23 protein-coding genes are annotated in these 20,791 nt (G+C 33.5%); 18 read left to right on the forward strand and 5 right to left on the reverse strand.

All coding sequences use genetic code 11. From position 1 onward, the window contains the following. Window positions 1-58 precede the first annotated feature (58 nt). The 6 genes from J8H85_RS13045 (at window position 59) to J8H85_RS13070 (ending at window position 6,065) form a co-directional block, all read left to right on the forward strand. Window positions 59-502 (forward strand): DUF4199 domain-containing protein, encoded by a 444-nt coding sequence (locus J8H85_RS13045; protein ID WP_209655649.1) that lies wholly within the window; start codon window positions 59-61, stop codon window positions 500-502. Window positions 503-589: 87 nt separating this feature from the next. Next, the gene (rplU, locus tag J8H85_RS13050) at window positions 590-1,255 is read left to right on the forward strand and encodes a 50S ribosomal protein L21 (RefSeq protein WP_209655650.1); all 666 of its coding nucleotides are present in this window, start codon (window positions 590-592) and stop codon (window positions 1,253-1,255) included. Between the two features lie 44 nt (window positions 1,256-1,299). Beyond that, window positions 1,300-1,560, forward strand: coding sequence for a 50S ribosomal protein L27 (gene rpmA / locus J8H85_RS13055; protein ID WP_209655651.1), 261 nt, complete (start codon window positions 1,300-1,302; stop codon window positions 1,558-1,560). 215 nt (window positions 1,561-1,775) lie between these two features. Beyond that, a complete protein-coding gene (locus tag J8H85_RS13060; RefSeq protein ID WP_209655652.1) occupies window positions 1,776-4,619 on the forward strand; it encodes a TonB-dependent receptor in 2,844 nt (947 codons plus the stop codon). A 9-nt stretch (window positions 4,620-4,628) separates the two neighbouring features. Beyond that, window positions 4,629-5,648, forward strand: coding sequence for a phytase (locus J8H85_RS13065; protein WP_209655653.1), 1,020 nt, complete (start codon window positions 4,629-4,631; stop codon window positions 5,646-5,648). Window positions 5,649-5,789: 141 nt separating this feature from the next. Beyond that, window positions 5,790-6,065 (forward strand): hypothetical protein, encoded by a 276-nt coding sequence (locus tag J8H85_RS13070; protein ID WP_209655654.1) that lies wholly within the window; start codon window positions 5,790-5,792, stop codon window positions 6,063-6,065. Between the two features lie 6 nt (window positions 6,066-6,071). Here J8H85_RS13070 and J8H85_RS13075 read toward each other — a convergent pair whose 3' ends face one another. Both J8H85_RS13075 and ahcY read right to left on the reverse strand, forming a co-directional pair. Beyond that, window positions 6,072-6,542: a very short patch repair endonuclease gene (locus J8H85_RS13075; protein WP_209655655.1), complete on the reverse strand. Its 471-nt coding sequence runs from the start codon at window positions 6,540-6,542 to the stop codon at window positions 6,072-6,074. Window positions 6,543-6,824: 282 nt separating this feature from the next. Next, a complete protein-coding gene (gene ahcY / locus J8H85_RS13080; protein WP_209655656.1) occupies window positions 6,825-8,141 on the reverse strand; it encodes an adenosylhomocysteinase in 1,317 nt (438 codons plus the stop codon). 138 nt (window positions 8,142-8,279) lie between these two features. On the opposite strand from ahcY, the gene J8H85_RS13085 reads away from it, so the two are divergent. From J8H85_RS13085 to J8H85_RS13115, 7 genes are all read left to right on the forward strand, one after another. Beyond that, a complete protein-coding gene (locus tag J8H85_RS13085) occupies window positions 8,280-8,906 on the forward strand; it encodes a 4'-phosphopantetheinyl transferase family protein (protein WP_209655657.1) in 627 nt (208 codons plus the stop codon). Continuing rightward, window positions 8,907-9,632: a geranylgeranylglyceryl/heptaprenylglyceryl phosphate synthase gene (locus J8H85_RS13090; RefSeq protein WP_209655658.1), complete on the forward strand. Its 726-nt coding sequence runs from the start codon at window positions 8,907-8,909 to the stop codon at window positions 9,630-9,632. A gap of 25 nt (window positions 9,633-9,657) precedes the next feature. Then, entirely contained in the window at window positions 9,658-10,290 is a 633-nt protein-coding gene (gene pnuC / locus J8H85_RS13095; protein ID WP_209655659.1) for a nicotinamide riboside transporter PnuC, read from the forward strand. Continuing rightward, window positions 10,251-10,817, forward strand: coding sequence for an AAA family ATPase (locus J8H85_RS13100; RefSeq protein WP_209655660.1), 567 nt, complete (start codon window positions 10,251-10,253; stop codon window positions 10,815-10,817). Before pnuC ends, J8H85_RS13100 begins: the two co-directional genes overlap by 40 nt. A 1-nt stretch (window position 10,818) precedes the next feature. Continuing rightward, window positions 10,819-12,360, forward strand: coding sequence for a DUF4301 family protein (locus J8H85_RS13105; RefSeq protein WP_209655661.1), 1,542 nt, complete (start codon window positions 10,819-10,821; stop codon window positions 12,358-12,360). A 2-nt stretch (window positions 12,361-12,362) separates the two neighbouring features. Continuing rightward, complete coding sequence (gene arfB, locus J8H85_RS13110; protein WP_209655662.1) at window positions 12,363-12,770, forward strand: alternative ribosome rescue aminoacyl-tRNA hydrolase ArfB; 408 nt, start codon at window positions 12,363-12,365, stop codon at window positions 12,768-12,770. A gap of 336 nt (window positions 12,771-13,106) precedes the next feature. Continuing rightward, on the forward strand, window positions 13,107-15,284 hold the full coding sequence (locus J8H85_RS13115) for a TonB-dependent receptor (protein ID WP_209655663.1): 2,178 nt from the start codon (window positions 13,107-13,109) through the stop codon (window positions 15,282-15,284). A 53-nt stretch (window positions 15,285-15,337) separates the two neighbouring features. Here the strand turns inward: J8H85_RS13115 and J8H85_RS13120 are convergent, their stop codons facing one another. Next, complete coding sequence (locus J8H85_RS13120; protein WP_209655664.1) at window positions 15,338-15,775, reverse strand: hypothetical protein; 438 nt, start codon at window positions 15,773-15,775, stop codon at window positions 15,338-15,340. A gap of 257 nt (window positions 15,776-16,032) precedes the next feature. Between J8H85_RS13120 and greA the strand changes: the two genes are divergently transcribed. Next, on the forward strand, window positions 16,033-16,506 hold the full coding sequence (gene greA / locus J8H85_RS13125; RefSeq protein WP_209655665.1) for a transcription elongation factor GreA: 474 nt from the start codon (window positions 16,033-16,035) through the stop codon (window positions 16,504-16,506). A gap of 156 nt (window positions 16,507-16,662) precedes the next feature. Next, a complete protein-coding gene (locus tag J8H85_RS13130) occupies window positions 16,663-17,052 on the forward strand; it encodes an HIT family protein (RefSeq protein ID WP_209655666.1) in 390 nt (129 codons plus the stop codon). On the opposite strand, the gene J8H85_RS13135 is transcribed toward J8H85_RS13130, so the two are convergent. Then, window positions 17,047-17,397: a hypothetical protein gene (locus J8H85_RS13135; protein WP_209655667.1), complete on the reverse strand. Its 351-nt coding sequence runs from the start codon at window positions 17,395-17,397 to the stop codon at window positions 17,047-17,049. The two genes, J8H85_RS13130 and J8H85_RS13135, sit on opposite strands and share 6 nt — an antisense overlap. A gap of 10 nt (window positions 17,398-17,407) precedes the next feature. Continuing rightward, entirely contained in the window at window positions 17,408-18,556 is a 1,149-nt protein-coding gene (locus tag J8H85_RS13140; RefSeq protein WP_209655668.1) for a sensor histidine kinase, read from the reverse strand. 120 nt (window positions 18,557-18,676) lie between these two features. Between J8H85_RS13140 and J8H85_RS13145 the strand changes: the two genes are divergently transcribed. The 3 genes from J8H85_RS13145 to aat all read left to right on the forward strand — a co-directional run bounded on the left by J8H85_RS13145 (window position 18,677) and on the right by aat (window position 20,763). Further along, window positions 18,677-19,546: a flavin reductase family protein gene (locus tag J8H85_RS13145; RefSeq protein ID WP_209655669.1), complete on the forward strand. Its 870-nt coding sequence runs from the start codon at window positions 18,677-18,679 to the stop codon at window positions 19,544-19,546. A 39-nt stretch (window positions 19,547-19,585) separates the two neighbouring features. Continuing rightward, on the forward strand, window positions 19,586-19,963 hold the full coding sequence (locus J8H85_RS13150; protein ID WP_209655670.1) for a DUF3127 domain-containing protein: 378 nt from the start codon (window positions 19,586-19,588) through the stop codon (window positions 19,961-19,963). Window positions 19,964-20,133: 170 nt separating this feature from the next. Beyond that, window positions 20,134-20,763 carry a leucyl/phenylalanyl-tRNA--protein transferase gene (gene aat, locus J8H85_RS13155; protein WP_209655671.1) on the forward strand — a complete coding sequence of 210 codons (630 nt, stop codon included), beginning with the start codon at window positions 20,134-20,136 and terminating at the stop codon, window positions 20,761-20,763. Window positions 20,764-20,791 lie beyond the last annotated feature (28 nt).

The raw sequence follows: 20,791 nt of genomic DNA on the forward strand, positions 1-20,791 counted from the left end.
TAAATGGTTATTGGTCAAATTTCCATGATGTTTAGTTATTAAATTAAATACTTAGAATATGAAAAAAATATCGCTTCCTATTAGGTTTGGACTTGTTACAAGTGCTGTATTAATTGCTTATTTTTTAATTTTAGCATTATTTAACAAGCATACTAATCCGGTTTTTAGTTTTTTCAATGCTGTAATAACGGCATTTGGAATTTACGAAGTTATACGATTAAGCAAACTTGAAAATCCAGAAGCGTTTTCATATGGTGAAGGTTTTAAAATAGGCCTCATTACAGGTTTTGTTGCTACTGTATTATTTACCGTTTTCTTCTTATTTTATGCTACTGAGTTTAGTCCGGGTTTTCTACCCGAATTACTTAAAGAAATGCATGGAGGCCTTGGCGCCGATGTTGGTTTGGTAACCTTTGTAGTAGCCATTATGGGGTTTGCAACCACGGTAGTTTCTACGCTTACTGTTATGCAACTTTTTAAAAACAGTAAAAATCTTGCCTAAAAAAAACAAAACGTTTGTAGATTAATTAAATAGCAGTATATTTGCACTCATTTTTGAACAAAAATTAATTAATAAACACGTTACGCTATGTACGCAATTGTAGAGATAGCAGGGCAACAATTTAAAGTTGTTAAAGACCAAAAGGTTTTTGTACACCGTTTACAAACAGAAGAAGGAAAGCAAGTGGCTTTTGATAATGTTCTTCTAATTGGTGATGGTGACAATGTAACTGTAGGCGCCCCAGCTATAGACGGAGCTCAAGTAGGAGCAAAAGTCTTAAAGCACCTTAAAGGTGATAAAGTTATAGTTTTCAAAAAGAAAAGACGTAAAGGTTACCGCAAGAAAAACGGTCACCGTCAATCTTTAACTGAAATTGTAATAGAAAGCATTGCTGCTTCTGGAGCTAAAAAAGCTACGCCAGCAAAAGCAGAGAAAAAAGTTGAAGCTAAAGTAGAAGCTGCTGCGCCAAAGGCAGCTGCAAAAAAAGCAACAGCAAAAGCTGATGATTTGAAAAAAATCGAAGGTGCTGGACCTAAAGCTGCTGAAGCCTTAGTAAATGCAGGTTTAGATACTTTTGCTAAAGTTGCAAAAGCAAAACCAGAAGAATTAAGTGCAATTCTTACTGAAGCTAGCTCAAGATTATCTCATATTGTTACTGACACTTGGCCGAAGCAAGCTAAATTAGCTGCTGATGGTAAATGGGATGAATTAAAAGAATTACAGGACAAATTAGATGGTGGTATTGAAAAGTAATTTTCAAAAAACACTTAATATTAACAATATAAAAACTTAAGACAATGGCTCATAAAAAAGGAGTAGGTAGTTCTAAGAATGGTAGAGAATCAGAATCAAAACGCTTAGGTGTTAAGATTTTTGGTGGTCAAGCTGCTATTGCTGGAAACATTATCGTAAGACAAAGAGGTAATACACACCACCCAGGTGAAAACGTGTATTCTTCAAAAGATCATACATTACACGCTTATGTAGATGGCGTTGTAAAATTCACAAAGAAAAAAGATAACAAATCTTATGTTTCTGTAGTGCCTTTCGAGGTTTAAGAAATAATTTTCTTTTAAAAAACAAGCCCTTTCTGGAGACAGAGAGGGTTTTTTATTGGTTTCAACTGGTTTTTTCCATAAAGTTTTGTAATTGTTAATTTAATGCAAAGTATGATGAATTCCTTTTCATACTTAACTGTAGCTTAAAAATGCATTAAAGTGTTTTGCTTCATTGTTTTGTTATTTCGCTCAAATAATTAATCAACAAAACAAACATGAAAAAACACTATGTATTTTTATTATTAATGCTCATATCATTTGGGGTATTTGCGCAGAATGGAAATATACGAGGCGTTATTGCCGACGACAACGGAATTACAGTTCCAGGAGCCAATGTTATTATAGAAGAACTTAATAAAGGAGCGGTTTCAGATTTTGATGGAAGTTTCATTTTAGTTAATATTCCTGAGGGGACTTATAATCTTTTGATTAAATATTTAGGGTATGCGGATTTTAAAAAAGAAGTTATTGTTTCAAATGGGAAAACAAGCACTTTAAATGTAACATTAAAATCTAACAATACTGAATTGGATGAAGTTGAAGTTACAGGGTATTCTTTAGGTAGTCAAGCCAGAGCTTTAAACACTCAAAAAAATAAACAAAATATTACCAATATCGTTTCAACCGATCAAATCGGTAAATTTCCAGACGCAAATATAGGCGATGCCGTAAAACGTATCCCAGGTATTACCATGCAGGTAGATCAGGGTGAAGCACGTAATATTATCATTCGTGGTTTATCACCTCAATTAAATTCGGTAACCTTAAATGGAAGTCGTATTCCTTCCGCAGAAGGCGATAACCGAAATGTACAAATGGATCTAATTCCTGCGGATATGATCCAAACCGTTGAAGTTAATAAAGCGGTCACCCCAGATATGGATGCCGATGCATTGGGTGGTTCGGTTAATTTAATTACAAAAACATCGCCACAAGGTTTCCGCTTGTCTGCTACAGGTGGTTCTGGGGTAAATTTTATTACAGATAAAAGAATACTTAACGGCTCATTTTTACTAGGGGATAGAAGCAGTAATGGAAAATTTGGATACATGCTTTCTGCATCTTTCAACGATAACGACTTTGGGAGTGATAACGTTGAGGCAGAATGGGAAGATGAATTTGAATACAATGCTTTTGATGATGAAGATAATTTAGAAGAAGTAAATGTAAACCCGTATGCAAAAGTTTCTGAAATTAGAGAGTATTTGGTACAACGTATTCGCCGTAGTTTTTCAGCAAATTTTGATTATAAATTAAATGAAAATAATAATATTTATTTCAAGTCTATTTATAACTGGAGAGATGACCGCGAAAACAGATTTGCCTTTTCTCAAGAAATTTTAGATGGAGAAGATATTGAACCGGGTGATTTTACAGTTGATGGGATCGGTAATTTAACGTCGTTTCCTATTGAGGCTAAAAGACAATCAAAAGGAGGTATTGATAACAACCGTAATAAAAACAGACGTTTAGAAGACCAACGAATGTTTAACTTTAGTTTAGGAGGTGAACATTTAGCAAATAAACTGCAAATAGATTGGATGGCTTCATTTGCTAAAGCTTCAGAAGAACGTTTAAACGAGCGTTATTTAGAATATGAAAGTGAGTATGGCATAGCATTCAACAATAACGCAGATAAGCCGTCATTCACACCTTTGGATACTAATGATGCAGCTTTCGATATTTTCGAATTTGGAGAATTAACAGAAGAAAATCAATATACAGAAGAAAAGGATTTTAATTTCTTTACCAATTTTAAATTGCCGCTAAATATCTTTCAACAAGAAGATGGTTTTTTAAAGTTTGGTGTGCGCGCCAGAGTAAAAAATAAAAACAGGGATAATGATTTTACAGAATATAGCCCTGAAACTTCGGATTTAGATTTTTTAGGCGATGTGCCAACACGCAATTATTCAGATAAAGACTTTTTAGCAGGTAGCCAATATGCCGTTGGAAATTTTGCAACTCCAGAGTATTTAGGTACTTTAAATTTATACGATGCAGCTCAATTTGAAGCTGAAGACCTTCCTGAAGAATACCTTACTGCCAATTTTGATGTCGATGAGAATGTGTTTGCAACCTACGCCATGACCAACCAAAAACTATCAGATAAATTGAGTGTGCTTTTTGGTGTAAGATTAGAGCATACAAAAATTAACAGTTTAGGAAATGAATTGATTTTTGATGAAGATGGCGATTATGCCGGAACTACCGAGTTAAAAGACGAAAATTCATATACAAACATCTTACCTGGTTTACATTTTAAATACAATGTGTCCGACAATACTGTGTTGCGTTTTGCGTGGACAAATACTTTGGCAAGACCAAACTACGTAGATTTAGTGCCTTATCAAGAAGTTAATAACGAAGATGAAGAAATTTATTTAGGTAATTCAGAATTAAACCCAACCACATCTATGAATTTTGATGTGATGGCTGAACATTATTTCAAATCTGTTGGTATCATTTCTGCGGGTCTGTTCTATAAAGACATTCAAGACTTTGTATACACAAGTCAGTCAGAAGACACCAATGGTTACGAAGTATACCAGCCATTAAATGGCGATGGAGCTACAGTGTTCGGAACTGAGTTTTCTTTACAACGCCAGTTAGACTTTTTGCCAGGTTTTGCAAAAAACTTCAGCATTTATTTAAATTACACCTATTTAACATCTGATGCTAAAGGTGTTAAAAATGAAGATGGCGAAGAGCGCAACGATTTAGATTTGCCACAAACAGCACCAAACATGTTTAATGCCTCTTTAGGTTATGCAACTAAAAAATTAAGTTTGCGTTTATCTGGAAATTATTCCGATGCTTATATTGATGAAATTGGCGGTCGTGCTTTTGAAGACAGGTATTACGATGAGCAATTCTTTTTAGATTTCAACGCCAACATCTCCATAAACAAAAACTTGAGTCTGTATGCCGATTTAAACAATATTACCAACCAACCGTTGCGTTATTTTCAAGGTGTAAAGTCTAGAACCATGCAAATGGAATATTATGGCAGACGCTTAACCTTTGGTTTAAAATATGATTTGTTTAAGAAAAACTAGATAGCAAGCATGAATAAAATAAAAGTAAATATCGTTTTTGGATTAACTGTTTTGTTATTGGCATGTACTGCTAAATTGCCGGAAATAGTGGCCACTACCATAACGGAAAAAACGCCACACGATACCGACGATCCTGCTATTTGGATTAATAAAAACAATCCAGAAGCCAGTATTGTTTTTGGAACCGATAAGGATGAGGTGAATGGCGGTGTATATGCATTCGATTTAGATGGGAAAATTATTAAAGGGAAAAGCATCACAAACATCAGCTATCCTAATAATGTGGATGTAGAATATGGTTTCAAATTAACCGATTCTACTTTAACCGATATCATAGTGTTTTCTGAAAGGGAAAAAAACCAAATTCGTTTATTTTCCGTTCCAGATATGAAACCTTTAGATAATGGCGGTTTTAAGGTTTTTGAAGCTGAAACCACTATTGAAATGAAACGCCCTATGGGTGTGGCTCTTTATAAAAATCCTGAAACAGGAAGTATCACGGTTTTTGTTAGTAGAAAGAATGGTCCACAAAAAGGTTATTTATATCAATATGAATTGGTTTCAGACTCTTTAGGTGTGAAAGCTAATTTACTTAGAAAAATAGGAAACTTTAGCGGACAAAAAGAAATTGAAGCCATTGCGGTTGATGATGAGGCGGGTTTTATTTATTACTCCGATGAAGGTGTAGGCATTAGAAAATACCATGCAAATCCAGAAAATGGAGATGCTGAAATAGCTCTTTTTGGTGGCGAACATTTTAAAGATGATATTGAAGGGATTGCCATTGCAAAATATCAAGATAGAGGCTATTTAATAGTGTCTAACCAACAAGCGCATACCTTTAATATTTTTAATTTAGAAACGAATGCATTTATAAAAGAGCTGAATTTAGGAACACTTGAAACCGATGGTTGCGATGTTACAACAACACCTTTGGGAAGCAAGTTTCCAAAAGGATTGTTTGTAAGTATGAACGATAAAAAGGATTTCTTTTTTCATGATTTAGAAAAACTTAAATTAACTGAGTAAATCATATTTGCTAAATATTTTAAAACCCTTTCTGGAAACAGAAAGGGTTTTTTATTGATTTTATTGAAAAAATTTATTAACTTAGACATATTGCATTACGCATTTGCAATTAAGTATTGTTTCACTAAAAAATTATTGTTTATGCTTCCACCATTTAGATCTGAAATTAGAAATTCTCCATCGCAGCAAACTATTAAGATATATTTGAGTGATGAGTCTTTAGATGGTAAGATTAAAAAACATTTAGAGCATTTCACCGAAATAGAATCTATTGAAATAAGTGATACTGTAGAGCAAAATCGTGCGGATGAAAATTTGACCATTTTTTTAAAAGACTCGGTAGATATTAATAGAATGAAAGCGTCTATTGATTCTAGTTTGTGGTGGTATTTTGAAAAAGATATGGTTGATGAATAACATATTCTAATGGGTTTCTCCCGTATTTATATAAACCAAAATATCATTAATACATTTATGGAGTTCGGTTTTAATGTCTTTGCTCCAAAACCTGAATACCGTATAGCCCATGTCGGTTAGTTGTTGGTTTACTTCTTTATCGCGCTGTATGTTGCGCTCTATTTTGGGTATCCAAAATCCACGATTGCTTTTTATGGTTTCTTTGCGCTCGTTCCAGTTGTAACCATGCCAAAATTCGCCATCAATAAAAATGGCCAATTGGTGTTTTTTTATTGAAATGTCTGGTTTTCCGGGTAGTGTTTTGTTGTTTATTCTATACCGTATGTCTTTTGCCCATAATGCTTTTCTAAAAAGCAATTCGGGTTTGGAGTTTTTACCCTTTATTTTGCTCATTATTTTAGAGCGTTTTTTGGTAGTGTAAAAACCCGAAGCCTCGTTAAAACGTGGTACTTTTATTTTTTCTTTGTTATAGCCCATAATTGTAATGAAAATAATGAAAAATGGGTTGGTAACCAATTTTGCAGATGGTGCAATAGCGATTGCAGCGGCATCCTTTTTAAAAAGTAAATTACCTTAAAAATTTGATTGGGACTAAAATTGGCGGGCTGCCCCATTGTTCATCTTCGTAATGACGTTTTAAAAAGATATAGCGGAAAGCGCGGTGCTTTAGCAATTGCCCAAAATGAAAAAATCCCAAACATGAGTTGCTTGGGATTTATAATTTATAACGAGATACTGAAACAAGTTCAGTATGACAATTTAGTATCTATAGTATTCTGGCTTGAAAGGCCCTTCTACAGCTACACCAATATAGTCTGCTTGGTCTGGTTTTAACTCGGTAAGTTCTACGCCAATTTTAGCCAAGTGTAATTTTGCTACTTTTTCATCTAGATGTTTTGGTAACATGTACACGTCGTTTCCATAAGCTGCACTATTAGTCCAAAGCTCGATTTGAGCCAAAGTTTGGTTTGTAAACGAGTTACTCATTACAAAACTAGGGTGGCCAGTAGCACAACCTAGGTTTACCAAACGACCTTCGGCAAGAATAATAATATCTTTTCCGTTTACGGTATATTTATCTACTTGAGGCTTGATGGTGTTTTTGGTATGACCGTGGTTTTTCTTTAACCAAGCCATATCAATTTCGTTATCGAAATGCCCGATGTTACAGATGATGGTTTTGTCTTTTACTGCTTCAAAATGCTCGCCACGTACAATATCTTTGTTTCCTGTTGTTGTGATGATGATATCGGCATTTGGCGCAATGGTTTCTAGTTTTTTAACTTCAAAACCGTCCATAGCAGCTTGTAAAGCACAGATAGGATCTATTTCTGTTACTGTCACAATACTACCGGCACCTTTAAAAGAGGCCGCGGTACCTTTACCAACATCGCCATAGCCACATACTACTACGCGTTTTCCAGCAAGCATGATATCGGTAGCACGACGAATGGCATCTACAGCAGATTCTTTACAACCGTATTTGTTATCGAATTTCGATTTTGTAACCGAATCGTTTACGTTAATAGCAGGCATTGGTAAGGTTCCTTTTTTAACGCGTTCGTAAAGTCTGTGAACACCAGTTGTGGTTTCTTCACTTAAACCTTTAATATCGGCAACTAATTCTGGGTAACGGTCTAAAACCATATTGGTTAAATCGCCACCATCATCAAGAATCATGTTTAATGGTTTTCTGTCTTCGCCAAAGAAAAGCGTTTGCTCAATGCACCAATCAAATTCTTCTTCGGTCATGTCTTTCCAAGCATACACCGATGTTCCTGCAGCAGCAATAGCAGCAGCAGCTTGATCTTGTGTTGAGAAAATGTTGCAAGAGCTCCAAGTAACCTCAGCACCTAATGCTTGTAAGGTTTCAATAAGAACCGCTGTCTGGATGGTCATGTGTAAACATCCAGCAATTCTTGCACCTTTTAATGGTTGAGAATTTCCGTATTCTTCACGTAAACTCATAAGTCCTGGCATTTCAGCCTCGGCTAATTCTATTTCTTTTCGTCCCCAATCTGCAAGTGAAATATCTTTTACTTTGTGGGCTACGTAAGGAATTGTTTTTGTACTCATATCAACTTTTTATTTTTCTTTGTTTTATAAAAGGCAAACATCTTTGGAATCGTATTTAAAATAGTTAAATTGCTCAACAAAAAATGTTTAACCTGCCATAGGCGGTGCAAAGATAACTAATAACTTTTACAATATTAAATGCCTCTTTACAAAACTATTACTCCAAATTCAGAAACTATTGTTAAAATCTGGAAGATTACAGAATCTTTTGATGATTTAATGCAAATGGTAAACTTAAAACCCAAAAGTTTAGAGCGTGTTTTAAGTATGAAAAGCGAATTACACCAACGCGGGTTTTTAAGTGTGCGTTGTTTGTTAAAAGCTTTTGGTTATGAAGATGTCGATTTGCATTATGATGAAAATGGCAAGCCGTATTTAAATGATGGTAAATACATTTCCATTACACACTCGTTTAATTTTTCAGCGGTTATAATTAGTGATACCATTATAGGGATTGATATTGAAAAACAGCGTGATAAAATTACTGTAATTGCTCATAAATTTATTGATTATGAATTTAATTATTTAGATAAAAACGCTTCAGATTACATTAATAAATTAACGTTAATTTGGTGCATAAAAGAATCGCTTTATAAACTATTTGCAACCCCTGGGTTAAGTTTTATACAGCATTGTTTGGTTATTCCCGTGTCGGATAATGAACAAGAAACAGTGGCTTGGATTGATTATGAAGAAAAAAAACAGCGCTATAATATTCAATTTTTAGAATTTGAAGGGTTTACATGCGCTTATGCCATTGCTTAAATGAAAGATATTTATTTAAATATTCAAGAGTCTGTTTCAAAAGGTGAAAAATTGTTAGCAGTTTTAATCGATCCTGACAAATTTGATATTGAAAATGCGGTAAATTTTGTTGAAAAATTAAATCAATCTGTTGCAACCTATATTTTTGTTGGAGGCAGTACCGTTGAAGAAAATGCTACAGATTTTTTAGTTTCAGAAATAAAAAAATATACTAAACTGCCTATAGTGTTATTTCCAGGTGATGTATCTCAAATTACCAACAAAGCGGATGGCTTACTTTTTTTAAGTTTAATTTCAGGAAGAAACCCTGAGTATTTAATAGGAAAACAGGTAGCATCAATTTCTAAACTAAAGCATACTACTTTAGAAGTTATACCAACAGGATATTTGTTAATTGAAAATGGCAAAGAAACAGCTGTACAACGGGTAACAGAAACACAGCCCATGCCAAAAAATAATATCCAAAATATTATTGATACCGCCAAAGCAGGTGAGTTGTTAGGTATGAAACTTATTTATTTGGAAGCTGGAAGTGGCGCTAAAGAACCTGTAAATCCTAAAATTATTAGTTTAGTAAAACAAGAATTGAAAATTCCGTTAATAATTGGTGGTGGTATAAGAAATAAAAAACAATTAGATGAAGCTTATAGAGCTGGAGCAGATTTGGTTGTAATAGGAACTGCTTTTGAGGAAGATGAAGCTTTTTTTAAAGAATTAAAGAAGTAAATAGTTAAGAAGGGCAGTTAAAATTATGAATCAGGTTTTTGATTTTTTTTTAAATACATACAAAGACAAGGAAACCTTAGTAATTATCTTGGAAGCTATAGTTTTGGTAACAGGCGTAGCTAGCGTTTGGTATGCCAAAAAAGAGAATATTTTGGTATATCCAACAGGGTTAATTGCAACGGTAATTTCTGTCTATCTTTTGTTAAAAGACAAGCTTTATGGCGATATGATGATAAATTTTTATTTTTCCATCATGAGCATATATGGTTGGTGGAATTGGGCTAGAACTGAAAATGATGAGAAAGTAGTTAAAATTTCCCGAACAACTCATAAAGAAAAAATTATTGGGTTGGGATTGTTTGTCTTAACAATTGGGTTCACCTATTTAGTTTATAGAATTTTTGGTAGTGAAATAACAACATCTAACTATGTTGATATGTTTACATCAGGTATGTTTTTTACAGCCATGTGGTATATGGCAAAAAAGAAAATTGAAAATTGGACACTCTGGATTATAGCTGATATTGTTACCATTCCACTCTATGCCTATAGAGGTTGGGGCATGCTATCATTTCAATACCTTATATTTACAGTTTTAGCGGTACAAGCTTATTTTTTATGGAAGAAAAATTTAAACAACAACCTTCAAACTGCATAAAAGTAGTGTTATTTGGACCGGAATCTACAGGAAAAACAACGCTTTCAAGGCAGTTGGCAAGACATTATAATTCGGTTTGGGTGCCAGAATATGCAAGGGAGTATCTTCAAAATAAATGGAACAACGAGCGTAAAACCTGCGAACCACATGATTTATTGCCAATTGCTAAAGGTCAGATTAAATTAGAAAACAAATTGGCACAAAAAACAGATACTATTTTAATTTGTGATACCGATTTACTAGAAACAAAAGTTTATTCTGAAGCCTATTACTTGGGCTATTGTGATCCAATACTTGAAAAATATGCCATTGAAAATACCTACGATTTATATTTTTTAACTTATATTGACACCCCGTGGGAAGCAGACGATTTAAGAGACAAACCAGAAGAGCGAGAAGCCATGTTTAAAGCTTTTGAAAATGCTTTGATTAACAACAATAGGCCTTATGTTTTATTAAAAGGCAGTATAAAAGAGCGTTTAGAAATAGCCGTAAAAGAAATTAATAAATTATTAAATAAGCAATAAAATGTTTACAGAAAAAGATATTGAGCAAATAAAAAATCATGGGTTAACTGTAGAGAAAGTTAACGATCAGATAAAATTTATTAAGTCTGGATTAGTCTTTTCAAATTTATTGGAAGCCGCCACCATAGGGAATGGTATTTTAAGAAAAGACAAACAGCAACAAAAAGAGTTTATTGATTTTTATGAAAGCAAACGCAATCAATTGTCTGTTGTTAAGTTTGTGCCAGCTTCTGGTGCGGCATCAAGAATGTTTAAATTCTTATTTCAATTTTTAAACGAATACGACCCTAGTAAAGAAACTATAGAAGCATATTCAGAGAAAAATAAAGCGATTTCGGTATTTCTAAATGGTTTGGAAAAATTCCCTTTTTATGAAACGGTAAGAGAAAAAGCACTTCAAACAACCCCTAATTTTGATGGTTTATCACTAGGGGAACAGTGCTTTGTGTTTGTAAAAACCATGCTAGATCCCAATCAATTGAACTATGGTTTTTACCCTAAAGGGTTATTGCCATTTCATAAGTACGATACGCATACTTCAACCGCTTTTAAAGAACATTTGTACGAAGCCATCATGTATGCTTCATCAAATAACAAAGCAAATTTACATTTTACAATTTCAGAAGCACATAAAGAGCTGTTTAAAAAAGAGTTGGAATTAATTAAAAATGATATTGAAAAAGAAACCAAAACAGCGTTTGAAATATCGTTTTCTTATCAAAGTAAATCTACCGATACCATTGCCATAACAGCCAAAGATGAATTGTATAGAACGCCAAAAGGCGATTTATTGTTCAGGCCATCAGGTCATGGTGCTTTGGTTGAAAACTTAAATGCCCTAGATTTTGATCTTATATTTATAAAAAACATCGATAATATTGTTGTTATGGAACAAAATATAGAGATTTCCAATTACAGAAAAATGTTAGCAGGTGTTCTTCTAAAAATACAAGCCCAAACTTTTAAATATTTGAACAGGTTGGAAGAAGATGATATTTCTGAAGATGAGATAAATAACATCGAATTATTTGCTGTTAACCGGATGAATATAAATATTGATGATGCTTATAAAGATTTTTCGCCAAATGAAAAAATTACCTATTTATTTGACAAACTTAATAGACCAATTAGAATTTGTGGTATGGTAAAAAATGAAGGTGAACCTGGTGGAGGTCCTTTTTGGGTTAAAGACACGAATGGTAATGTGTCTCTGCAAATAGTGGAGTTTGCTCAAATTGATATTGATAACCCATCTCAAAAAAATATTGTTGAAGAAGCAACTCACTTTAATCCTACCGATTTGGTGTGCGCCGTAAGAGATTATAAAGGAAACAAATTCAACTTAACAAAATATGTGGATCCTAAAGCGGCTTTTATGACCATTAAATCTCAAAATGGTGTAGATATTAAAGCTTTGGAGCTTCCAGGGTTGTGGAATGGTACCATGGCACATTGGAATTCTATTTTTGTTGAAACGCCAGTATCAACCTTCAATCCAGTAAAAACGGTAAACGATTTATTAAGGCCAGAACATCAAGTCTAATCATGTTTGATAAAGATGCTTTATTACAAGAAGTAACTTTTAAAGCCATTAGAAGTTCGGGGGCGGGCGGACAGAATGTTAACAAAGTGTCTTCTAAAGTAGAGTTGGTTTTTAACTTAACAGCATCTTTAGTTTTTAATGATGAATTAAAAGAACGTCTCTTAAATAAACTTCAAAACAGGTTAACTAAAGAAGGCGTTCTTGTGTTGCAATGCGACGAAAGTAGAAGTCAGCATAAAAACAAAGAGCTTGTTATTAAACGTTTTTTAGAACTTATTCAGAACGGATTAATAATTCCTAAAAAAAGAATTCCAACAAAAATACCAAGAGCCGTTATAAAAAAGCGCTTAAAAAGCAAGCGTAACCTGTCTGAAAAAAAGGCAACTAGAAGAAAACCAAACATCGATTGAAAATAATTAACAATTGTGAATTGTCAATTATTAATTGTTTCTATCTTTGCACCGTTCTCGCAAAGGGGTGCTCGATTGATTGATGATTGCCGATTAGCGATTGAAGATTAAAGAATTAAACATTCAAAAATCTAAAATCGTAAATCCAAAATCGCAAATCCATCTGGCTGAGATCATACCCAATGAACCTAGAACAGGTAATGCTGTTTAGGGATTAAAATTGAAAATTCAATGTATTACGAACGTGGTAATGCTTTGTAAAGTTCAATAAAACAATAATTATAAACCATAAAGAATAATTACCTCTTTTTATTCGATTATTAATTCATAATCGACATGAAAAACATTTTTCTTTTTTTAACACTACTCGTGTTATCAGTCAGTGCAACTGCACAAAACAATCAAATTTTACAAGATTCCACTAAAACACAAAAACTAGATGAAGTTTTAGTAAATGCTGTTCGGGTGAATGCAGATTCGCCAATAACGCATTCAAATGTAACAAAGGAGCAATTGTCTAAACGCAATTTGGGGCAAGATCTTCCAGTTTTGTTAAATTATTTGCCATCAGTTGTCACCACGAGTGATGCTGGAGCAGGTATTGGATATACTGGAATTAGAGTACGAGGTGTTAGCGGCGGTTCTACCAATGTTACCATTAATGGAATTCCTTATAACGATGCCGAAAGTTTAGGTGCGTTTTGGGTGAATTTACAAGACTTTTCTTCTTCCATTGAAAATTTACAAGTGCAGCGTGGTGTAGGTACATCTACCAATGGTTCGGGTGCATTTGGAGCCAGTATCAATATCTTAACAGATGCCGTAAATAATGATGCTTCGGCTTCAATATCAACTAGTTTTGGAAGTTTTAATACGCTAAGAAACAACGTGAAATTTAGTACTGGTTTGCTAAATGATAAAGTTGAAATTTCTGGACGATTATCTAAAATTAAATCAGATGGTTTTATTGATAGAGCAAGTTCAGATTTGAAATCTTACTTTTTACAAGCAGCTTACAAAGATAGTAACCGACTTATTAAAGCCATTACATTTGGAGGAAAAGAGGTTACCTATCAAGCTTGGTACGGTGTAGATATTTTTACAATTGATACAGATAGAACGGTAAATATAGCAGGAACCCAAATGGATGACGCAGGAAATATTACCGGATACTATGATAATCAAGTGGATGATTACAAACAAGATCATTATCAGTTGCATTGGAATGAACGATTTAATAACAGATTATCTTTAAACGTAGGTTTGAATTACACGTATGGAAGAGGGTTTTATGAAGAATATGTGGATGATTACTTTTATCAAAACGTTTTCTTTTCTGATGATTCGAAATTTTCGTTCCTAGGATTAGATCCAATAACTGTAGATGGAAATACGGTAGAAAGTATGGATTATGCACGTAGAAAATGGTTGGATAACGATTACTACGTTGCAAATGTTAGTTTAAATTATAAATACAATAAGTTAGATTTAATTGCTGGCGGATCATTCAATTTATATGAAGGCGATCATTTTGGTGAAATAATTTGGGCACAATATGCAGTAGATATTGATAAAGATCATCGTTACTATTTTGCCAGTTCTCGTAAAAGTGATGCCAGTGGTTTTGCAAAAGCTACCTATCAACTCAATGATAAATTGAGCTTATATGGAGATGTGCAGTACAGAAATGTAGATTATAAAACTTCAGGAATGGCCTCAAATCGTACGGCGTTTGAAGTTGATAAAACATATAATTTCATCAATCCAAAAGTTGGAATTAGTGTAAACCTTGACGAGGAAAATAACTTATATGCATCCTATGCTAGAGCCAATAGAGAACCAAGTAGAACAGATTTTGAAAATGGTCCAGATGTAAAACCAGAACAGCTTAATGATTTTGAGTTAGGGTATAGATATAATACCAAAAACTTGAAATTCACTGCAAATGGTTATTTTATGTATTATAATGATCAGTTGGTGCTAACAGGAGCTATTGATGATGTTGGAGCGCCTATTAGAGCTAATGCAGGAGAAGGTTACCGAGCAGGGGTTGAGCTTGATGGGGTTTTAGTATTAAATGATAAAGTTTCTTTACAAGCTAATGCTACTTTAAGTAAAAACAGAAATTTAAATAAAGGACAGTTTTTAAATGGTGAAGCTTTGGGAGAGACCGAAATAGCATATTCCCCAAGTATTGTAAACAGTACAGTTATTAATTATGCTCCTGTTGAAAATTTACAATTGGCACTTATTAATAAATATGTTGGCAAACAACTTATGAATAATATTGGAGATAAAGACTCTAAAATAGATGCTTATAATACCTTGGATTTTAATGTTAATTATGAATTGAAACCTAAAGCAATCTTTAAGTCTATTATAATAAATGGAATTATAAATAATATATTGGGCGCTGAGTATAATTCTAATGGTTTTGATTATGGAGGAGGATATTATGTGTATTACCCACAAGCAAAAACCAACTTTTTAGCAGGTGTTACTTTGATGTTTTAACTTTTTGCCTCAAATTCAAGTTTATTAAAGCGGCTCTTTTTAGGGTCGCTTTTTTAATTGTTATAAATTCTAATAATAGAGCCCGAAATTTCAACCCTATAGCGAATTAAGGGATAAGAGCCGGTAGTGCCTTCCCTTTTAACGCCATTTAGCAAATCATAAGAATTGCCGTCATCGCAATTACAAGAGGCAATAAAACCTTCAACACTTAGTTTAGAACAGGTGCTTATTTGGTGGTTTGGGTCTGTAATTTCAAAAGCATTATAATTACTGCCCCCTGCGTAAAAAAGCACCACGCCATTAATACCATACGGACTATTCAAAACAATAGAATTGTTAGGGAATTTTAAGTGACTATATTGAGGTAAATTGGTATTAATTAAGCTTCCTGTGTTAAATTGGTAATTTGGTAAATAAGGATTTTGAGTTACATTGTCTGAACTACAAGCAGTTAATAGCCCGAAACAAATTATATATAAAAAGGATTTCATATTTAAGTATATCATAATTTTCAATTTACAACATTAAGCAAAAAGAGCTAAATATTTAATATATTTTTCTCTTAACATTCTAATTTTTATTTAACTAAAAGGGGAAGTACTTTGTAAAGTATTCATAAATATTTGACTAAAATTTTGTATTTTTGTTATTCAATCTCGTGTGTGCGAGATTTTTTTATGCTGAACGCCTATACTTAGTGATGTTAAAGTAGGTTTCAGCATTTTATTATTAATAAAACGATGAAGTTATGAGTAAAGTATCATACTATACACCAGAAGGGTTAAAAAAATTAAGAGACGAATTGAAGCAATTGAAAGATGTGGAACGCGTAAAAGCATCTAAAGCCATTGCTGAAGCTAGAGATAAAGGGGATTTAAGTGAAAATGCCGAATATGATGCTGCCAAAGAAGCACAAGGAATGTTGGAGATGCGTATTTCAAAATTAGAGGAGGCATTGGCTGGCGCACGTATTATTGATGAGTCGCAGTTGGATAATTCTAAAATATTGGTATTATCTAAAGTGAAAATAAAAAACCAAACCAATGGTATGGAAATGAGCTATACCTTAGTGGCTGATGGTGAAGCAGATTTGGCTTCCGGAAAAATATCGGTGAATTCACCTATTGGAAAAGGATTATTAGGCAAATCGGTTGGCGATGTAGCCGAAATACAAGTGCCAAATGGCGTAATGAAGTTCGATATTATAGAAATTTCAAGATAATGCATTCCTGCGCTGGCAGAAATTTTATTTATTCTTGTATCAATTTCGTTTGAAATAAATATTCAAAAAAAACATATAAAAGATTCCTAATTTATTTTATTTAATTAGGAATCTTTTATATTTACAATTATTCAACCCTCTCAAAAAAAAAATGATATGGCCTCAATTTTCACAAAAATAATTAATGGTGAAATACCTTGCTATAAAATTGCCGAAACAGACGATTTTTTTGCTTTTTTGGATGTAAACCCAAATGCTAAAGGGCATACATTGTGTATTCCAAAAAAGGAAGTTGATAAAATTTTCGATTTAGATGAAGCTACTTATACGGGTTTAATGCAGTTTTCAAGGCGTGTTGCTATAGCTATTGAAAAAGCCATTCCGTGTAAAAGGGTGGGTGTTACAGTAATTGGTTTGGAAGTGCCACATGCCCATGTACATTTAATTCCATTGCACACCATGGAAGATGCCCGTTTTATCCAAAAAACAAAGCTAACTCCAGAAGAATTTCAAGAAATAGCAAGTAGTATCAAAGCCCAACTATAATTGGGTGTAAACCAAAACTGCTACGATACTAATAGCTATTATAACGCCCGATAAAATAGCTAACCAAGAAGCTTTTTTTAGGTGCGTTGAAGGTTTTATAACCTCAAAAGCTTTTTGGTGATATTCAAAAACACGCTCAATATCATCCGTCCAATTCACAGGGTAAATAGTGCTTTTACAGTTGGTGCATGCCATATCGTATTTCATTTCAGAAGTAACAGTTTTGTAAAAATTGGTTTCTACAATTTTTTGGCTACAGGTTAAATTTAAACCATCATTATTATAACAAATGGGGCAGTTATTATTCAAATCTACTTTTTTTATAAATACAAATTGTTCAGCCATAGTTTGTAAATTAAGCACGCTTTAGTTGAATTTGAAACGTTGTTCCTTTGTTTTTTTCAGATTGTAAAACTTTTATTTTTCCATTATGGAAATCTTCAATAATACGTTTGGTAAGAGATAAACCCAACCCCCAACCACGTTTTTTTGTTGTGAATCCGGGCTCGAATATTTTATGAAAATCTTTTTTAGCAATACCCTTTCCTGTATCGGTAACCATTACCATAATAGCGTTTTCCAATTGAGAAATTTCTATAGAAAGCTTACCGCGACCTTTCATCGCGTCAATGGCGTTTTTTACCAAATTTTCAATACACCAGCTGTATAGTTGTTTGTTTAAATTTACTAAAATTTTTTCATCGGGAATAATAATTTCAAAATCTATTAGGTTTGAAGAACGTGCTTTTAAGTAATCATACGAGTCGATGGTTTCTTTTACTATATCGGCAACTTCCAAAGTAGGAACGGAGCCAATTTTGCTGAAACGTTCGGTAATGGTTTGTAGCCTATCAATATCTTTTTCAATTTCAACAATGTAATCGGGGTTTATGTTTTCAGATTTTAAAATTTCAGTCCAGCCAATTAAAGACGATAAAGGCGTGCCTATTTGGTGTGCCGTTTCCTTAGCCATACCAGACCACAACTTGTTTTGTGTGGCATTTTTGTTGCTTCGGTAAAAAAAGAAAATAACCGCGCCAAATAAGAAAACGATGAGCAATAAAGCAAGTGGATAGTATTTTAGTTTATTTAATAACTCGGAATTTCCGTAGTAAATAGTGCTTTCTATACTGTCATTTAGCTTTACAGGTATAGGTTTGTTTTCTGCTTCAAATTTTAAAATTAATTTTTTAACATATGTAGAATCAGATATTTTGACTTCATCTATATTGTTGAATCCCACCAATTCGCCATCTTCGTTAATTACGATCATGGGGGTTGTTTTATTGCTGTTAAGTATTTTTAGTGTTAAATCTAAATTGGCATTGGTTTCAGAATTTATAAAATCGGTTTGCGCAAACGACCAATTTTCCATCTTAGTGCGTTCTTCTTCTTTAAAATGCTGAAAAAACTCATAGGTTTTCCATAAAATAAGTGATACAATGGCAAACGATGCTATTATAATAATCCAACGTAACGTGTTGCTGTATTTTGTAAAAATCATTCTTAAATTAATAACTGGTAATATAATGCAAATCTGTTAATATTATTGTTCAAGTTGTTAGTAAAATGGTTTTTTGTTGTACTTTAGTTTAGTTACATTTGTTGAAATTAAAAAAGTTGAATGCTTTCAATAGATCCAAAAAGCTTATCTACCAGCAAATTACATAGTTATCTGTTAAGTGCTGTAGCGCCAAGACCTATAGCTTTTGCAAGTACGGTTGGTGCTGATGGTCATGCAAATTTATCACCATTTAGCTTTTTTAATGTGTTTAGTGCGAACCCACCTATATTGGTTTTTTCGCCTTCACGTCGCGTAAAAGATAATACCATTAAGCACACGCTTCAAAATGTAACAGCTACCAAAGAGGTGGTTATTAATGTGGTGAGTTTTGATATGGTTCACCAAACATCGTTAAGCAGTACCGAGTATCCAGAAGGTGTTAACGAGTTTGAAAAGGCAGGGTTTACAATGCTGAAATCGCATTTGGTAAAACCTTTTCGTGTTGCAGAATCGCCTGTTCAAATGGAGTGTAGGGTAACAGATATTATTGCCTTAGGAACCGAAGGTGGCGCGGGAAATTTAGTGATTTGCGAGGTTGTAAAACTTCATATCAATGAAGATGTTTTAAATGAAGATGGCTCCATAAACCAAGTAAAACTAGATTTGGTTGCCAGGGCAGGAGGCAGTTATTACAGCAGAGCAAAAAAAGGTTATTTTGAAATACCAAAACCCTTAACAACATTGGGTATTGGTGTTGATAGTTTTCCTGATAAGGTTAAAAACAGTATGGTTTTAACAGGAAACGATTTGGGTATGTTGGGTAATGTTGAAAGTTTACCTACAGAAGACCAAGTAACCGCTTTTATTGAAGATATTAGTGAAAGGTATCCAGATATAAAAAAGATGAACCGTAGACAAAAACATAAATTGGCACGCAATTATTTAAGTTTTGGCGATGTTGAGAGTGCTTGGAAAGTATTGTTGTCTTAAATGAATAGAGAATAAATAATAAGAATAAAAATAGATTAAATGGAAGTTCAAGGAAGAATTAAAATGGTAGGAGAAACTCAAACTTTTGGAGGTAATGGGTTTAGAAAAAGAGAAATTGTGGTAACTACAGAAGAGCAATATCCACAACACATTATGGTGGAATTTGTGCAAGATAAATGTGATTTGCTTAACAGCTATAAAGAAGGTCAACAAGTAAAAATAAGCATCAATTTACGTGGTAGAGAATGGGTAAACCCACAAGGTGAAACTAAATATTTCAACTCCATTCAAGGCTGGAGAATTGAAGCGTTACAGGCTGCAACAGCTGATGGAAGTTTGCCACCAGTGCCGCCAATGGATGCTTTTGAACCAGCAGGCGATTTAAATGAAGACGATCACGACGATTTGCCATTCTAATCAAAACGTTTGTTACCCTGAGTACAGATGAAGGGTTTTATAAAATACAACCTCGATGTTTATCATAATATCGAGGTTGTTTACTTTTACGTCATTGCGAAGGAAGCATGACTGAAGTAATCTGTTTATCATTTCTTAAAACATACTAGATATTTTTTTGATTTATTAAAATGCAATTTTTAACCCAAGACATCAAATTTCCAAATGTAAACGAAGCTACTCCAGATGGTTTGCTAGCAATTGGTGGTGATTTGTCGGTAGAACGCTTGGTATATGCTTATAAACACGGTATTTTTCCATGGTTTAGTGAAGGAGAGCCTGTTTTATGGTGGTCACCCAATCCGCGCTTTGTGCTATTTCCAGAAAGGCTAAGAGTTTCAAAAAGTATGAAACAAGTATTGAGAAATAAAGACTATGTAGTTACTGTAAACAAAGATTTTAGAGCAGTAATTACAGAATGTTCTAAAGCTAAACGCCAAGGGCAAGCAGATACCTGGATAACTAACGATATGATTGAGGCCTATGTGCAATTGCATGAATTGGGCTATGCAAAATCAGTTGAGGTTTGGGATGGAAACGAATTGGTTGGCGGGTTTTATGGCGTAGATTTAGATAATGGCGTGTTTTGTGGCGAAAGTATGTTTTCTAAAAAAAGCAACTCCAGTAAAGTGGCATTTATCACCTTTATACAAAACACCAATTATAAGCTTATAGACTGCCAAGTTTACACAAACCATTTGGAAAGTTTAGGAGCTGAAGAGATTTCTAGAGCGGATTTTATAGCGTATTTAAGGGTTTGATTTTTGTTGAATTTGTCAAAAAAATCAA

Origin of the sequence: Mariniflexile gromovii, from assembly GCF_017814435.1 — a bacterium.
In the GTDB taxonomy this organism is placed as follows: domain Bacteria; phylum Bacteroidota; class Bacteroidia; order Flavobacteriales; family Flavobacteriaceae; genus Mariniflexile; species Mariniflexile gromovii.

Excerpts from the sequence above, each read along its gene's own strand:
- J8H85_RS13065 (WP_209655653.1), top strand. The coding sequence starts at position 4,629 with ATGAATAAAATAAAAGTAAATATCGTTTTTGGATTAACTGTTTTGTTA.
- arfB (WP_209655662.1), top strand. The coding sequence starts at position 12,363 with ATGTTTGATAAAGATGCTTTATTACAAGAAGTAACTTTTAAAGCCATT.
- J8H85_RS13130 (WP_209655666.1), top strand. The coding sequence starts at position 16,663 with ATGGCCTCAATTTTCACAAAAATAATTAATGGTGAAATACCTTGCTAT.
- J8H85_RS13135 (WP_209655667.1), bottom strand. The coding sequence starts at position 17,397 with ATGGCTGAACAATTTGTATTTATAAAAAAAGTAGATTTGAATAATAAC.
- J8H85_RS13090 (WP_209655658.1), top strand. The coding sequence starts at position 8,907 with ATGAAAGATATTTATTTAAATATTCAAGAGTCTGTTTCAAAAGGTGAA.
- rplU (WP_209655650.1), top strand. The coding sequence starts at position 590 with ATGTACGCAATTGTAGAGATAGCAGGGCAACAATTTAAAGTTGTTAAA.
- pnuC (WP_209655659.1), top strand. The coding sequence starts at position 9,658 with ATGAATCAGGTTTTTGATTTTTTTTTAAATACATACAAAGACAAGGAA.
- J8H85_RS13100 (WP_209655660.1), top strand. The coding sequence starts at position 10,251 with ATGGAAGAAAAATTTAAACAACAACCTTCAAACTGCATAAAAGTAGTG.
- J8H85_RS13150 (WP_209655670.1), top strand. The coding sequence starts at position 19,586 with ATGGAAGTTCAAGGAAGAATTAAAATGGTAGGAGAAACTCAAACTTTT.
- J8H85_RS13075 (WP_209655655.1), bottom strand. The coding sequence starts at position 6,542 with ATGGGCTATAACAAAGAAAAAATAAAAGTACCACGTTTTAACGAGGCT.
- rpmA (WP_209655651.1), top strand. The coding sequence starts at position 1,300 with ATGGCTCATAAAAAAGGAGTAGGTAGTTCTAAGAATGGTAGAGAATCA.
- J8H85_RS13145 (WP_209655669.1), top strand. The coding sequence starts at position 18,677 with ATGCTTTCAATAGATCCAAAAAGCTTATCTACCAGCAAATTACATAGT.
- J8H85_RS13045 (WP_209655649.1), top strand. The coding sequence starts at position 59 with ATGAAAAAAATATCGCTTCCTATTAGGTTTGGACTTGTTACAAGTGCT.
- J8H85_RS13085 (WP_209655657.1), top strand. The coding sequence starts at position 8,280 with ATGCCTCTTTACAAAACTATTACTCCAAATTCAGAAACTATTGTTAAA.
- J8H85_RS13140 (WP_209655668.1), bottom strand. The coding sequence starts at position 18,556 with ATGATTTTTACAAAATACAGCAACACGTTACGTTGGATTATTATAATA.
- J8H85_RS13115 (WP_209655663.1), top strand. The coding sequence starts at position 13,107 with ATGAAAAACATTTTTCTTTTTTTAACACTACTCGTGTTATCAGTCAGT.
- aat (WP_209655671.1), top strand. The coding sequence starts at position 20,134 with ATGCAATTTTTAACCCAAGACATCAAATTTCCAAATGTAAACGAAGCT.
- J8H85_RS13105 (WP_209655661.1), top strand. The coding sequence starts at position 10,819 with ATGTTTACAGAAAAAGATATTGAGCAAATAAAAAATCATGGGTTAACT.
- greA (WP_209655665.1), top strand. The coding sequence starts at position 16,033 with ATGAGTAAAGTATCATACTATACACCAGAAGGGTTAAAAAAATTAAGA.
- J8H85_RS13070 (WP_209655654.1), top strand. The coding sequence starts at position 5,790 with ATGCTTCCACCATTTAGATCTGAAATTAGAAATTCTCCATCGCAGCAA.
- ahcY (WP_209655656.1), bottom strand. The coding sequence starts at position 8,141 with ATGAGTACAAAAACAATTCCTTACGTAGCCCACAAAGTAAAAGATATT.
- J8H85_RS13060 (WP_209655652.1), top strand. The coding sequence starts at position 1,776 with ATGAAAAAACACTATGTATTTTTATTATTAATGCTCATATCATTTGGG.
- J8H85_RS13120 (WP_209655664.1), bottom strand. The coding sequence starts at position 15,775 with ATGAAATCCTTTTTATATATAATTTGTTTCGGGCTATTAACTGCTTGT.